The 11,830-nt window shown below is 63.3% G+C and carries 14 protein-coding genes; 7 read left to right on the forward strand and 7 right to left on the reverse strand.

Features of this window, described 5'->3' with window-relative positions; genetic code table 11:
• The first annotated feature begins 78 nt into the window (after window positions 1-78).
• Complete coding sequence (locus ACQ5BM_RS16505; RefSeq protein ID WP_429813213.1) at window positions 79-990, forward strand: LysR family transcriptional regulator; 912 nt, start codon at window positions 79-81, stop codon at window positions 988-990.
• On the opposite strand, the gene ACQ5BM_RS16510 is transcribed toward ACQ5BM_RS16505, so the two are convergent.
• The 4 genes from ACQ5BM_RS16510 to ACQ5BM_RS16525 all read right to left on the reverse strand — a co-directional run bounded on the left by ACQ5BM_RS16510 (window position 962) and on the right by ACQ5BM_RS16525 (window position 5,297).
• Complete coding sequence (locus tag ACQ5BM_RS16510) at window positions 962-2,773, reverse strand: diguanylate cyclase (RefSeq protein ID WP_429813215.1); 1,812 nt, start codon at window positions 2,771-2,773, stop codon at window positions 962-964. The genes ACQ5BM_RS16505 and ACQ5BM_RS16510 overlap by 29 nt on opposite strands.
• Window positions 2,774-3,076: 303 nt before the next feature.
• Entirely contained in the window at window positions 3,077-3,844 is a 768-nt protein-coding gene (locus tag ACQ5BM_RS16515) for a VOC family protein (protein WP_429813217.1), read from the reverse strand.
• Between the two features lie 128 nt (window positions 3,845-3,972).
• Window positions 3,973-4,449, reverse strand: coding sequence for a DUF1579 domain-containing protein (locus tag ACQ5BM_RS16520; RefSeq protein WP_429813219.1), 477 nt, complete (start codon window positions 4,447-4,449; stop codon window positions 3,973-3,975).
• A 125-nt stretch (window positions 4,450-4,574) separates the two neighbouring features.
• On the reverse strand, window positions 4,575-5,297 hold the full coding sequence (locus tag ACQ5BM_RS16525; protein WP_429813221.1) for a DUF899 domain-containing protein: 723 nt from the start codon (window positions 5,295-5,297) through the stop codon (window positions 4,575-4,577).
• Between the two features lie 61 nt (window positions 5,298-5,358).
• On the opposite strand from ACQ5BM_RS16525, the gene ACQ5BM_RS16530 reads away from it, so the two are divergent.
• Entirely contained in the window at window positions 5,359-5,805 is a 447-nt protein-coding gene (locus tag ACQ5BM_RS16530; protein ID WP_429813224.1) for a MarR family transcriptional regulator, read from the forward strand.
• Window positions 5,806-5,822: 17 nt separating this feature from the next.
• Here the strand turns inward: ACQ5BM_RS16530 and ACQ5BM_RS16535 are convergent, their stop codons facing one another.
• Window positions 5,823-6,287, reverse strand: coding sequence for a MarR family winged helix-turn-helix transcriptional regulator (locus ACQ5BM_RS16535; RefSeq protein WP_429813226.1), 465 nt, complete (start codon window positions 6,285-6,287; stop codon window positions 5,823-5,825).
• Between the two features lie 322 nt (window positions 6,288-6,609).
• Between ACQ5BM_RS16535 and ACQ5BM_RS16540 the strand changes: the two genes are divergently transcribed.
• Complete coding sequence (locus ACQ5BM_RS16540; protein WP_429813229.1) at window positions 6,610-7,014, forward strand: GFA family protein; 405 nt, start codon at window positions 6,610-6,612, stop codon at window positions 7,012-7,014.
• A 21-nt stretch (window positions 7,015-7,035) separates the two neighbouring features.
• Here the strand turns inward: ACQ5BM_RS16540 and ACQ5BM_RS16545 are convergent, their stop codons facing one another.
• Complete coding sequence (locus ACQ5BM_RS16545; protein WP_429813231.1) at window positions 7,036-7,464, reverse strand: lipocalin-like domain-containing protein; 429 nt, start codon at window positions 7,462-7,464, stop codon at window positions 7,036-7,038.
• A gap of 169 nt (window positions 7,465-7,633) precedes the next feature.
• Window positions 7,634-9,472, reverse strand: a complete 1,839-nt coding sequence (gene ilvD, locus ACQ5BM_RS16550; RefSeq protein ID WP_429813233.1) for a dihydroxy-acid dehydratase — start codon at window positions 9,470-9,472, stop codon at window positions 7,634-7,636.
• Between the two features lie 303 nt (window positions 9,473-9,775).
• On the opposite strand from ilvD, the gene ACQ5BM_RS16555 reads away from it, so the two are divergent.
• The 4 genes from ACQ5BM_RS16555 to ACQ5BM_RS16570 all read left to right on the forward strand — a co-directional run bounded on the left by ACQ5BM_RS16555 (window position 9,776) and on the right by ACQ5BM_RS16570 (window position 11,794).
• Window positions 9,776-10,270: a hypothetical protein gene (locus ACQ5BM_RS16555; protein WP_429813236.1), complete on the forward strand. Its 495-nt coding sequence runs from the start codon at window positions 9,776-9,778 to the stop codon at window positions 10,268-10,270.
• A gap of 11 nt (window positions 10,271-10,281) precedes the next feature.
• Window positions 10,282-11,220, forward strand: coding sequence for a 4-hydroxy-tetrahydrodipicolinate synthase (gene dapA, locus ACQ5BM_RS16560; RefSeq protein WP_429813239.1), 939 nt, complete (start codon window positions 10,282-10,284; stop codon window positions 11,218-11,220).
• Window positions 11,221-11,308: 88 nt separating this feature from the next.
• Window positions 11,309-11,500 (forward strand): hypothetical protein, encoded by a 192-nt coding sequence (locus ACQ5BM_RS16565; RefSeq protein WP_429813242.1) that lies wholly within the window; start codon window positions 11,309-11,311, stop codon window positions 11,498-11,500.
• Window positions 11,501-11,533: 33 nt separating this feature from the next.
• The gene (locus ACQ5BM_RS16570) at window positions 11,534-11,794 is read left to right on the forward strand and encodes a hypothetical protein (protein WP_429813245.1); all 261 of its coding nucleotides are present in this window, start codon (window positions 11,534-11,536) and stop codon (window positions 11,792-11,794) included.
• The last annotated feature ends 36 nt before the right edge of the window (window positions 11,795-11,830 follow it).

An 11,830-nucleotide genomic window follows, 5' to 3' on the forward strand; every position in this document is an offset into this window, starting at 1 on the left:
GCTTCAGGGAGAAGGTGGTGTTGGGCTCATTTGCGATGTAGACCTCATGAAGGAACATCATTTGTGAGTTGAAGTCACATGTCGCGCTTGACGGTCAATCGTTCGGGGGAGATGGCAGTCTTTGCCAAGCTGGTGGAGCTTGGCGGCTTCTCGGCCGCGGCCAAGGTCTGCTGCATGACACCATCGGCGGTCAGCAAACTCGTCCAGCGACTGGAGGAAAGGCTTGGTGTCCGGCTCGTCAACCGGTCCACGCGGCGGCTGCAATTGACGGCGGAAGGCTGCGCCTTTTATGAGCGGGTCGTGCGGATCCTCGCCGACATCGACGAAGCGGAGCGCTCGGCCGGTGCCGGCGAGACGCCGGAGGGCCGGGTCCGCCTCAATGCCAGCGCTTCCTTTGCGACGCATGCGCTGATGCCGGTGCTGCCCGAATTCCTGGCGGAGTTTCCGTCGGTCTCCCTCGATATCCTGCAGACGGACGCCGTCGTCGATCTGATGGCGGAGCGGGTTGATATCGCCGTGCGCGCCGGCCCGCTGAAGACATCGAGCCTGATCGCCCGCAAGCTCGGCAGCACGTCGATGACGATCGTCGGCGCCCCGTCCTATCTCGATCGTTTTGGCGTGCCTCAGACCATCGGGGATATCGAGGCGCATAACCGGCTGAGCCATAGCTACGCCCGGGCGTTCGATGGCTGGCCGCTCCTTTCGAATGCAGAACAGATCGTTCTGCCGCCGACGGAACGGGTGCGGGTGAGCGATGGCGAGGGCTTGCGCAGGCTCGCGCTTGCGGGCGTGGGCCTCGCCCGCCTTCCGACCTTCACCGTCAGAGAAGATATCCAGGCCGGCCGGCTGCTGCCGCTTGTCGAGCACCTGAACCCCGGCGACACCGAAGTCTTCCACGCCGTGTTCCACGGTCAGGGCGGGGCTCTGCCTGCCCGCGTGCGGGTCGTGCTCGACTTTCTGGCTACGCGCGCGCGGATTTCGTCTTTGTGAAGGAGGCAAGCTCCGCAGGACGGCCGCAGACGCGATTGCGACCCTCCGATTTGGCGCGATAGAGTTCCGTATCGGCGCCCTCGATCAGATGCTTCCAGCCGCCGTTTGCGGTTCGTCCCTCCGCCACGCCGAAGCTGGCGGTGACGTTCAGCTTCTGTCCGCCCGCAACGACGATCGGTTCATGGGCGAGATTGGCCCTGATCCGTTCCGCGAGCGCAAGGGCCGACTCGATGCTGTCGCCCGGGGTGATGATCGCGAACTCTTCGCCGCCGAAGCGGGCGACGAGATCGGAATTGCGCACGGAGTTGCGGATGATGCGGGCGGTTTCCTTGAGCACGATGTCGCCGACCAAGTGACCGTGGGTATCGTTGATCTGCTTGAAATGGTCGATGTCCATCAGGATCAGACAGGCATCCTGGTTGCTGCCGGCCGCGTCTTCAGCGCCACCGATGAGCTCCAGGGCCCGGCGGTTGAGCAAGCCGGTCAGTTCATCGGTTTCGGCCTGGCGTTCGAGATGCCGCATCAGCAGCGCGCGTTCGTCGAGGCGTTTGCGCAGCACGTCGATCGCGTCGAACAAGCGCCCCATCTCGCCTTCGCCGCCCTTGCCTTGAAGGCGCGCGATCGGGCGGTCGTTGGCGAGTTCGATGATGCTATGGCGTGCAATGAGCAGCGGCTCGAAGACCAGCGATCGGGCGCGGCGCATCAGAACCAGCAGGACGAGGAACAGGGCGAAGGTCGCGAGGCTGGCGACCGCCAGCTTGACCGAAGCCCGCGTCTTGTTCACCGCGAGCCGCTCGACGGTTGTATCCATGAAGGCGCGGCGAAGATCCTCGAGCGGCTTCATCTTCGGGACGAAGCGGTCGGTCAGTTGCTCGGCGGTCATCGGGTAGGCGCCCGATTGTCTGCCGATCGCGACGATGCCGTCGATGATCGCAAATCCTTCGCCAAAGAACTCGCGGTCGATCCTGGCGAGATCTGCGATATTGGCCGGTTTCAGTCCGGGAAGGGCGCCGGGCTTGCCGACAATGGACCAGATCTCCTGCAGCCTGCCGCGCGTACGCTCGCTATCGGCGATGTTCTTCGCTTCGAGCGGCTGGCCGACGGCGACCGGGGCCATGACCTGGGATCCGAGGCGGCCGCCGTCTTCGCGCAGATTGGCGAGCATCTGCGCCGCAAGCGCGATGCCGGCAAGGTTCGGGTCGGTGTTGGTCAGGCGTTGAACGTTCCAGTCGATCGCCGGGCGAATGGCATCGATGACGCTGAACATCGCCTCGATCGTTGCCTGGATTTCTGTCAGGTCCCGTCGTTCGGGCGGGAGTGCGGCAATGCGATCGACCTCGGCGCGTGCAAGCGTCAGGCGGCGGCGGACTTCGACGAGAATGGGGGAGAGGGCACCGGCCGGCTCCGTGCGGCTGGCATTGTCGATGTCTTCGGTAAGCTTGGCGAGCGCCTCGTCGCTGCGGGCGCGAAACTCGGCAAGGCGGGCCTGGACCGGCGAACCGGGTGCCACGCCGATGCCGAGCATGCCATTGGAAGGTCCGCGTTCGGCCGAAAGATAGTTTGCCGCGTCGAGCACGCGGCAGAAGGCCATGACTTCGATCAGGTTGCGGCGGGCGATGACGAAATCGCTATAGGAGGCGGCAATGATCTCGGTCGCGAGCACACCGGTACAGGCGACGACGATGGCGAGCAGCCATTGGAGCTTGTGGCGCAGCGCCTTTGCGGTACGCGCTTTCGCAACACCCGTCTCTGGGGGCGTATAGCTGCCGCCTTTGCTCTTCATTTACGCGAAGTTGCTCCACCCATGTCGCCGCTCATCGCTTGGGCTGTCGCGACAATTCTTGTCGTGCGGCAAGAAACCCATCCGAAATCAGTGTGCTCGTTGCTCCTGCTATCGTATAAGGTGTTAAATAAGCTTGAAATACCCTGAGATACTAGGGGTCTCGCCGCAACCGAGGGATGCGTACGGCGCAGGGCGGCAGTTGGCCAGTGCGCTCCATCCATCGAATCGAAAGAAGCCCGCCTCCATGGGAGGCGGGCCTTGTTTCCCGCGAACGCTAGTCGGTTGGCGATACGTACGGCCGGTTCAACGCTTCGGCGCGACCAGCGCGAAAAGCGCGCCTTGCGGGTCGAGCGCCTGAACGATCCAGGCGCCGCCGGGCACCTCCATCGGCTCGAGCACGACCTTTCCTCCACCGGCCTTGACCCGCTCGATCGATGCGTCAAGTGTCGGCACGTTGATGTAGTAGAGCCAATAGGGTGCGGGTACCTCCTTTGGTTTGGTCATCATCCCGCCGATTGGGGCGCCGCCATGGGCAAAGATCTGGTAGGTGCCCATCTCGCCCATGTCCATGCCCTGGTCCTTCGTCCAGCCGAAGAGCTCGGCGTAGAAGGGGAAGGCGGTATCGAGGTCGCCGGACGCGAGCTCATGCCAGCCGACAAAGCCCGGCGTCATCGGATCGGTGGCCGGCGGCGGATCGCCTGTTCCCTTGAAAATGGCGAACACGGCGCCGTGCGGGTCGGTAACGACCGCGAAACGCCCGATGCCCGGGATATCGTCCGGCGCGCGGTGAACTTTTCCGCCCTTGGCCGCAATCTTGGCGGCGGTCGCATCGACATCGTCGACGCCGACATAACCGAGCCAGGCTGGGGGCACCTTCATTTCGAGCGCGCCTTCCGGCATGGTCATCAGTCCGGCAACCGGCAGTTCGCCGACGCTGAACAGCGTGTAGCTGATACCGGCCATGCCGGAATCGCGGGCACTCCAGCCGACGACGTCCTTGTAGAACGTTTCCGCCGCGGCCATGTCCGTCGTCATCAATTCATACCAAACGAATTTGCCGTGATCTGCCATTGCCTTGCTCCAGTTTGCCTTGGCGCGGCACATCTTGCGCCGCTTGGTTGCATGCTCGAATGGACCGTCGTCGGATGAGGTTCTAGCGGCGTGGCAGGAAGACCATGGACAGATCGCCCAGCCCGCGTTCAATCCCGGCGAACGTATTCCGCCGTCATCATCTCTTTCCAGCTTCCGTCCGGTGCCTGCACCTGCGCAGTCAGCAGGCGCCGGGATTGATCGATGAGCGTGATGATGTCCCGATACCGCGCGGTCTTGCCGGGATCCTCGAAATCCGGTCCCTCGCAATAGAGGGACAGGGACCTGCCGTCCGCATCCAGTTCGCCGTCGTAGACCCACATCTGGGTCAGCATGGAGCCGACCCAGGTGCCGACATAGCGTTTTGTCTCCGGATTGTAGCCGAGCGTCATGAGCGTCTCGCCAAAGCTGCCGCCCGGCATCGTTCCCTGACCTTCGCAGACGATCCAGAGGCCCTGAAGCGAGCGAACATGTTCGCTCCAGGGGCCGCTTCCATCGGGTTGGTTGTCCGGCCCGGAGGTGCAAACCTGCCAGTCGCCCAGCATTTGTTCGAGCCAGCGATGCGCTTCTTCCGGTTCTGCTCTCACAGTTTTGCTTGTCCTTTGTGGCGGGCGCAGATCATTTTTGGCGGGCGCAGATCATCGCTTGACGCGCGAACGCTCGTGAAACGCTTGCGCTAGCGAAAGGTTCCGCCTGCGCGGATGTTGTACGTCTAGCCTGCCTTGCGTTCCTGTTCGTACTCGTCGTGGCGCCGGACGAAGCTCATCGTCCGGTCTTCGTTGCGGCCCTTCGGCGCGCGATCGAGCAGCATCAGCGTGCCGATCAGTTCCTCGAGACCGCGAGCATAGGACGAATAGGTGTGATAGATCGCGCCGTCTTCGCCTTTCTGGAAGGCGCTCAGCCCCGGCAGTTCTTCATGCGCCTGGGCGCTGTCGATCTCGGTGAAATTGTAGGCGACCTTGCCGCTTGCGAGTTCGTCCGGAGAAAAGGCGACGTGGAAATCATGGTTGAATCCGTTGCCCGCCGCCGAGACCCATGGGAAGTGCCAGTCCATGCGCTTCCTGTAGGCTTCGATCTTCGAAAGCGGTGCATTCGACGCGGCGATCAGCGTCACGTCGTGGTGGTTGAGATGCGGCAGCATGCCGGCGAAGTGATCGGCCAGGAAGGAGCAGCCGGGGCAGCCGGCCTCCCAGGTAGGCCCGAACATGAAATGGTAGACGATAAGCTGGCTGCGGCCGTCGAAGAGCTCGGACAGTGACTTGCGCCCGGCCAGCGTGTCGAAAACGTAGGTCTTTTCCATCTTCACCCAAGGCAGCGCCAGCCGGGCAGCATTGACCTTGTCGCGGGCGTGGGTGTGTTCCTTTTCCAGCGCGAGCAGTTCTTTGCGTGCTTTCAACCACTCCTGAGGCGATACGACTGCGTGGTCCTGTCTCATGCCCGTTCCTCCTTCCAACGTTGCACTTGACTAATTACGTTGATATCAACATTAATCAGTCATGTCAAAGATGCCGTCAATTCCGTTCGAGACCACCCTGCATGTGAAGGATACCTGCCTCTGTCTGCATGTGCAGCGTGCCGCTCGCGCCATAGCCCGCCGGTTCGATGAGGCGCTTCGGCCTCTCGATATCACCAACGGGCAGTTCTCCCTGCTGATGTCGCTCAACCGTCCGGCGCCGCCGAATATGGGATCGGTTGCGTCGCTGCTTGCCATGGATCGGACGACGCTGACCGCGGCGCTGAAGCCCCTGGAACGGCGCGGTCTGGTCGAGAGCTTTCCTGACCCGGAGGATCGGCGGTCACGGCGATTGCAGCTGACACAGGAAGGCGAAGCGCTGCTGGCGCGGGCCCTTCCCATCTGGAAGGCATTGCATGAGGCGCTCGATCCGGTCCTTGGCGAAGGTGGGCCGGACCGGCTGCGCGCGGATCTGATGACGTTGGCTTGAACGGCGTTGCTGAGGGGCTAATTTGCCGCTGAGGATCGTTCCCTGAGGACTTCGATGATCTCCGCCATCAGGGCCGAGGCTTGTCGCAGGCGTCTTTCGCCCAACTCGGCACCGAGCCTGTCGGCCCAGGCCGCCTGCCGCTCCTTGATCTCGTGCAGTGCCGTTTCGCCGGCCGCCGTCAGGACCATGAGCTTCGCCCTCTGGTGGGTCGGATTGTCCCTGTAGGCGATCAGGCCGTCCGCCTCCAACAGGTCGGCAATGCGCTGCACGCCCTGGCGCGCGAGGCCGAGTGCGCGTGCGGCATCGGCGACCGACATGGGCGCGTGGTTTGCCGCGGCCAGCACCTGCCAGCGCGCGCTTGTCTGTCCGGAAGGTTTGGCAAGCGCGTCGCCCGCTTGCGTCAGCGGGCCGGCAAGCCGCAGCGCCGTTATCGAAAACTCGGCAAAGGCGTCACCGGCGGGCGTCCGTTCAGGATCCTTCATGTTGACGCGTTACCTCTTTCTGGATGCTTCTACATGACATCATATTGTCAGTTTTCATCAATTTCAACAAGCCAGCAAGGGAGCGGTGAGTGCGCAAGCGGACCTGGAAGGGAATATGCCATTCTCCAGTATGTAACGGATGGAGATCTGCGGTCAGTAGAGGCTCGCGATTGCTGATCGGCGGACCCGGATGATCTCATTCGTTATTGACAACATATTGTCAATATGGCAAGTGCATTGAGCGGGCCTGTCGTGGCAGTATGCTGTCATTGTGGGCAGGCGTTAAACAAACCATCGGGTTCGGCAAGCAGGAGGAATGGCGATGAAACTGACCTACAGGGGAAGCTGCCACTGTGGAAATATCCGCTATGAGGCCGATATCGACCTCGACGCCGGCACCGGCAAGTGCAACTGCTCGATCTGCTGGAAGCGGCGCTATTGGGGCGCGGTCGTCAAGCCCGACGATTTTCGCCTGCAATGCGACGAGGCCAATATCGCCGACTACCAGTTCGGTAGCGACAGCGTCCATCACCGCTTCTGCAAGACCTGCGGCGTTGCCGCCTTCGGTCACGGCTATATCGAGGAAATCGGTGGTGCCTACTACTCGGTCAACGTCGCCTGCCTCGACGATCTCGATCCGGCGGTGCTCGCCGAGGCGCCGGTGCGATATATGGACGGACGCAACAACAACTGGTTCCACGCGCCCGCTGAGACACGCCATCTCTGACGGCTTGAGTCGGACTGTCGGTCAAAGCCGGCGAAATTCGAGATGGTATGTGACCTCCTCGCCGGTCCTGGGGTCGATGGCCGGTGCGCCGTAGATCACCAGCTTGTCGCCCTCCACGAAAAAGGGGCGGATGAGATCGGACATGCCCCATGCCGGATTCCAGCTCGCATCCAGGTGGTGGATGATCCGGCCGCCTTCCAGCGTGTAGGTTCCCGCATAGGCGAGCATCGTATCGAAGAGCGCCGCCTTTTCGTCGTCCGTCGGCACGGGGCCCTTCAGTTTCGGGCGGTCGCGCTTCACCACGACGGCGCTGACGCGGCCATCCCGGTTGTAGGACAGATAGCCGATCGGATCGGCGCCCATGGCATCGCTGGTTTCGCCGGTGGCGACAACCTCGCGCTTCCAGGAGAGCATCTTCCACGTACCGAGCAGTTCGGATGTGTTTGCCATGACCCGCTTTAATCTTAGGGTGGGCTAAAATAACAGATGCCTCTCATCCGGCAAAGAAGGCCACGGTGTGGAACGCGGCCGGGTGGGCGCAAACCGGCCCAAGAAACCGCCCAAGAAAAAAAGGCTCCCGGAGCGCGGGAGCCTTTTATCGTCGTAGCTTGCTTACGGCTCAGTGCTCGCCGAGGTCGCGCACAGCGCCGCGGTCGGCAGAGGTGGCGAAGGCGGCATAAGCCTTCAGCGCCGTTGTCACCTTGCGCTTGCGCTGCTCGGCCGGCTTCCAGCCCTTGGCATCCTGTTCGGCGCGGCGGCTGGCAAGCTCCGCCTCGTCGACGCGCAGGCTGATCGTGCGGTTCGGGATGTCGATGTCGATCGTGTCGCCTTCGCGCACCAGCCCGATCGTGCCGCCATTGGCCGCTTCCGGCGAAACGTGGCCAATCGAAAGACCGGAGGTGCCGCCGGAGAAGCGGCCGTCGGTGATCAGGGCGCAAGCCTTACCGAGGCCCTTCGATTTCAGGTAGCTCGTCGGATAGAGCATTTCCTGCATGCCCGGGCCGCCCTTGGGTCCTTCGTAGCGGATGACCACGACGTCGCCGGCCTTGATCTCGTTGCCGAGGATCGCCTTGACCGAAGCGTCCTGGCTTTCGAACACGCGGGCCGGGCCGGAGAATTTGAGGATGCTTTCGTCGACGCCGGCGGTCTTCACGATGCAGCCGTCGATTGCGATGTTGCCCTTGAGGACGGCGAGGCCGCCGTCCTTGGAGAAGGGATGTTCGACCGAGCGGATGACGCCCTTCTCGCGGTCGGTGTCGAGCTCATCCCAGCGCGCCTCCTGGCTGAAGGCGACCTGAGTCGGAATGCCGCCGGGGGCCGCGCGGAAGAAGTTGCGCACCGTTTCGCTCGTCGTGCGGGTGATGTCCCAGCGGTCGATGGCGTCGCCGATCGTGGCGCTGTGAACCGTCGGGCAATCGCGGTTGATGAGCCCGCCTTTGTCCAGTTCACCGAGGATCGACATGATGCCGCCGGCGCGGTGCACGTCTTCCATATGCACATCGCTCTTGGCCGGCGCGACCTTCGACAGGCACGGAACCTTGCGCGACAGCCGGTCGATATCCTCCATGGTGAAATCGACCTCGCCTTCGTAGGCGGCGGCGAGGATATGCAGCACGGTGTTGGTCGAGCCGCCCATGGCGATGTCGAGCGCCATGGCGTTTTCGAACGCCTGCTTGGAGGCGATACTGCGCGGCAGGACGTTTTCATCCTCCTGCTCGTAATAGCGGCGGGCGATATCGACGATCAGATGGCCGGCTTCGACGAAGAGGCGCTTGCGGTCGGCATGGGTTGCCAGCGTCGAGCCGTTGCCGGGCAGCGACAGGCCCAGTGCTTCGGTGAGACAGTTCATCGAATTGGCGGTGAACATGCCGGAGCAGGAGCCGCACGTCGGGCAGGCGGAACGCTCGATGACCTTGACGTCCTCGTCGGTGACGTTGTCGTCGGCGGCGGCGACCATGGCATCGACCAGATCGAGCGCATGCGTCTTGCCATGCAGCACGACCTTGCCGGCTTCCATCGGGCCGCCGGAGACGAAGACCGCGGGGATGTTGAGGCGGAGCGCCGCCATCAGCATGCCGGGCGTGATCTTGTCGCAGTTCGAGATGCAGACCATGGCGTCGGCGCAGTGGGCATTCACCATGTACTCGACCGAGTCGGCGATGATCTCGCGCGACGGCAGCGAATACAGCATGCCGTCGTGACCCATGGCGATGCCGTCATCGACGGCGATCGTGTTGAATTCCTTGGCGACGCCGCCGGCCGCCTCGATCTCGCGGGCGACGAGCTGGCCGAGATCCTTGAGGTGCACGTGGCCCGGCACGAACTGGGTGAACGAGTTCACCACCGCAATAATCGGCTTGCCAAAATCGCTGTCCTTCATGCCCGTCGCGCGCCAGAGGCCGCGGGCACCGGCCATGTTACGGCCGTGGGTGGTGGTACGTGAGCGATAGGCAGGCATGGCATGTTCCTTCACGGACAGGGGGCATTGCTCGAAACATGGCGATCCTTATCGCCACAGAAGGGGCTACCTAGCGCAAAATTGCGTGCACGTCATCTTTTGCGTCAGATTATTTCGACGCCGCGCACCTGCGTTTCACGGGGGTTATCTGTCCCTTCGAAGGTCAATCTAGCCGCGCATGGAGGCCTTGGACAGCGGCAATCGGGAGGCTTTACGGAAATCTTATGCCGGGTGCCCGAAGTCGGAATCGAATCCGGACGGCCGATGGAGCTAGGCTCTCCTCATCGAATGCGGGTGAGTTCCATGTCTCTTCACGATTTCAGCTTGCGCCGTCATGCCCGGGGTCTCCTGCCAGAGATCGGTCCGCGGCAGCGGTCCGATACTGTCGAGGCGAATGCAGATGCCCTGGAAGTGCTGCTGCGGCGGCTGATGGCCGTTCGCCGGCTGCGCGAACATCCCGTCTGGGAGGCTGTGCGCCTGATCCGGGACCTGCCCGGTCTCGGCGTGGACGAGTGGCCGTCGCGCCGGTTCCGCGATTTGATGGCGGCCGATGCCCTGGTCGACGCGGTCATCCACCTGACGTCCACGACCGAGGCAAAACTTTGCCTGCGCACACTCAGCCACGAGCTCGGGCTCTGGACCTGCACGCTGCGCTATCAGCCATCGGGTGCCGGCCGGATCACGTTCAAGGCACGGCATGCCGATCTGGCGGCTGCGATCCTTGGCGCCTTCCTGCGTTCCTGCCGCGGCTGCCAGCTTGCCGCCGGTGCCGCCGGGCGCGGCCAATTTCCCACCTGAAGGATATATCCATGAGCATGCATTCGCTGCGCCTCGAAGGGGCGCTCACGGCGCTCGTCACGCCGTTTCGCGACGGCAAGATCGATATTGTCGGCCTGATGTCGCTGGTCGAATGGCAGATTCGCCACGGCATCTCCGGCCTCGTCGCCTGCAGCACCACCGGGGAGGCACCGACGCTGTCGCGCACCGAACGGACAATCGTGATCGAACGCTGCGTCGAGGTCGCCGAGCGGAAGGTGCCGGTCATTGCCGGAACCGGCACCAACAGCACCGAGGCGACGATCGCGCTGACGGCGGAAGCCAAGGCGCTTGGCGCCGACGCGGCGCTCATTGTTGCGCCCTATTACAGCAAGCCATCGCAGGAGGGGCTCTATCGCCACTTCGAGGCGATCGCGAAGGCTATCGACCTACCCGTCATCGTCTACAACGTGCCTTCACGCACCGGCGTCGATCTCACGCCGCGCACGCTCGAACGGCTGGCGGAGCTTCCGGGCATTGTCGGCATCAAGGATGCAACCGGCGACATCGGGCGGATACTGTCCCTGCCTGCTGCTCTGAAGAGCCGCCTTCGTCCGTTCTCCGGCCATGACCAGACGGCGCTGCCTTTCAATCTCTGTGGCGGTCACGGCACCATTTCGGTCGCGTCCAATGTCGTTCCGCGGCTGGTGGTGGCGATGCATCAGGCGATCACCACCGGCAACGCAGGCGCTGCGCTTGCCATCCATGAACGGCTAAGGCCGTTGCTAGTGGCGCTGGAGCGCGAGACCAATCCGGGACCGATCAAATATGCGCTGCATCTGGTGCGTGCGCTCTGCCCGGACGTGCGCTTGCCGCTGACCCCAGTTGCGCCCGAAACGGCCGCCGAGATTCGTGCGGCTCTCGAGCCGCTCACCGAACTTCCGTCCTCCACTCATGTCGGTCGTGGCGTCCGTATCACGCTCGCGAGCTGAGTTCCCTGAACAATTTCCGTCCCGGCCGCGTCCCTTCGTCCGTGGGGTCAGCGCGCGGCCTGACCTTAGGTCCAAAAGGAGACAGATGATGTCACGCTTGCCGCATCTTGCCGCTCAAGCCGAACCGCGTCGACGCGCCCAAGCCAACGAAAACTTCGAGAACCGCCGCGATAACGACAGCGCGGTTCGCGATGCCTTTCTCGGCATCGGCATCCGCCTCGGTATCGTTCTTGGCCTCGCCTATGGCATTCAGGCCGCCATTTCGTGGATTGCCGGTTAAGTCTTCCTTCGCGTCAACAAGGATCATTCCATCATGGGCAGTACGCAGCAGATCCGGCGCGGTTTTCGCGCACGCGCACGTTTCGTCGTCGGCCGTGACCGGCACGGCTGGTGGGTCGTTTCCGACCGCAAGGGCGTCGTCGGCGGCCTCTTCACCAGTGAGACGGCGGCCATCCGCTTCGCGGTCGAGGCCAGCGACAGGCACCCGGAAGAGGTATGCCGCGCGCCGGAAGGTGCAGCCATCGATCTCGATACGTTTTCACGCCCACCAAAGGCGGGCCGCGTCCATTCCTGACCGCGCTCGAGACGGACATTGCGGGTGATGCATCGT

Source organism: Ensifer sp. B1-9, from assembly GCF_050474445.1.
GTDB lineage: Bacteria > Pseudomonadota > Alphaproteobacteria > Rhizobiales > Rhizobiaceae > Ensifer.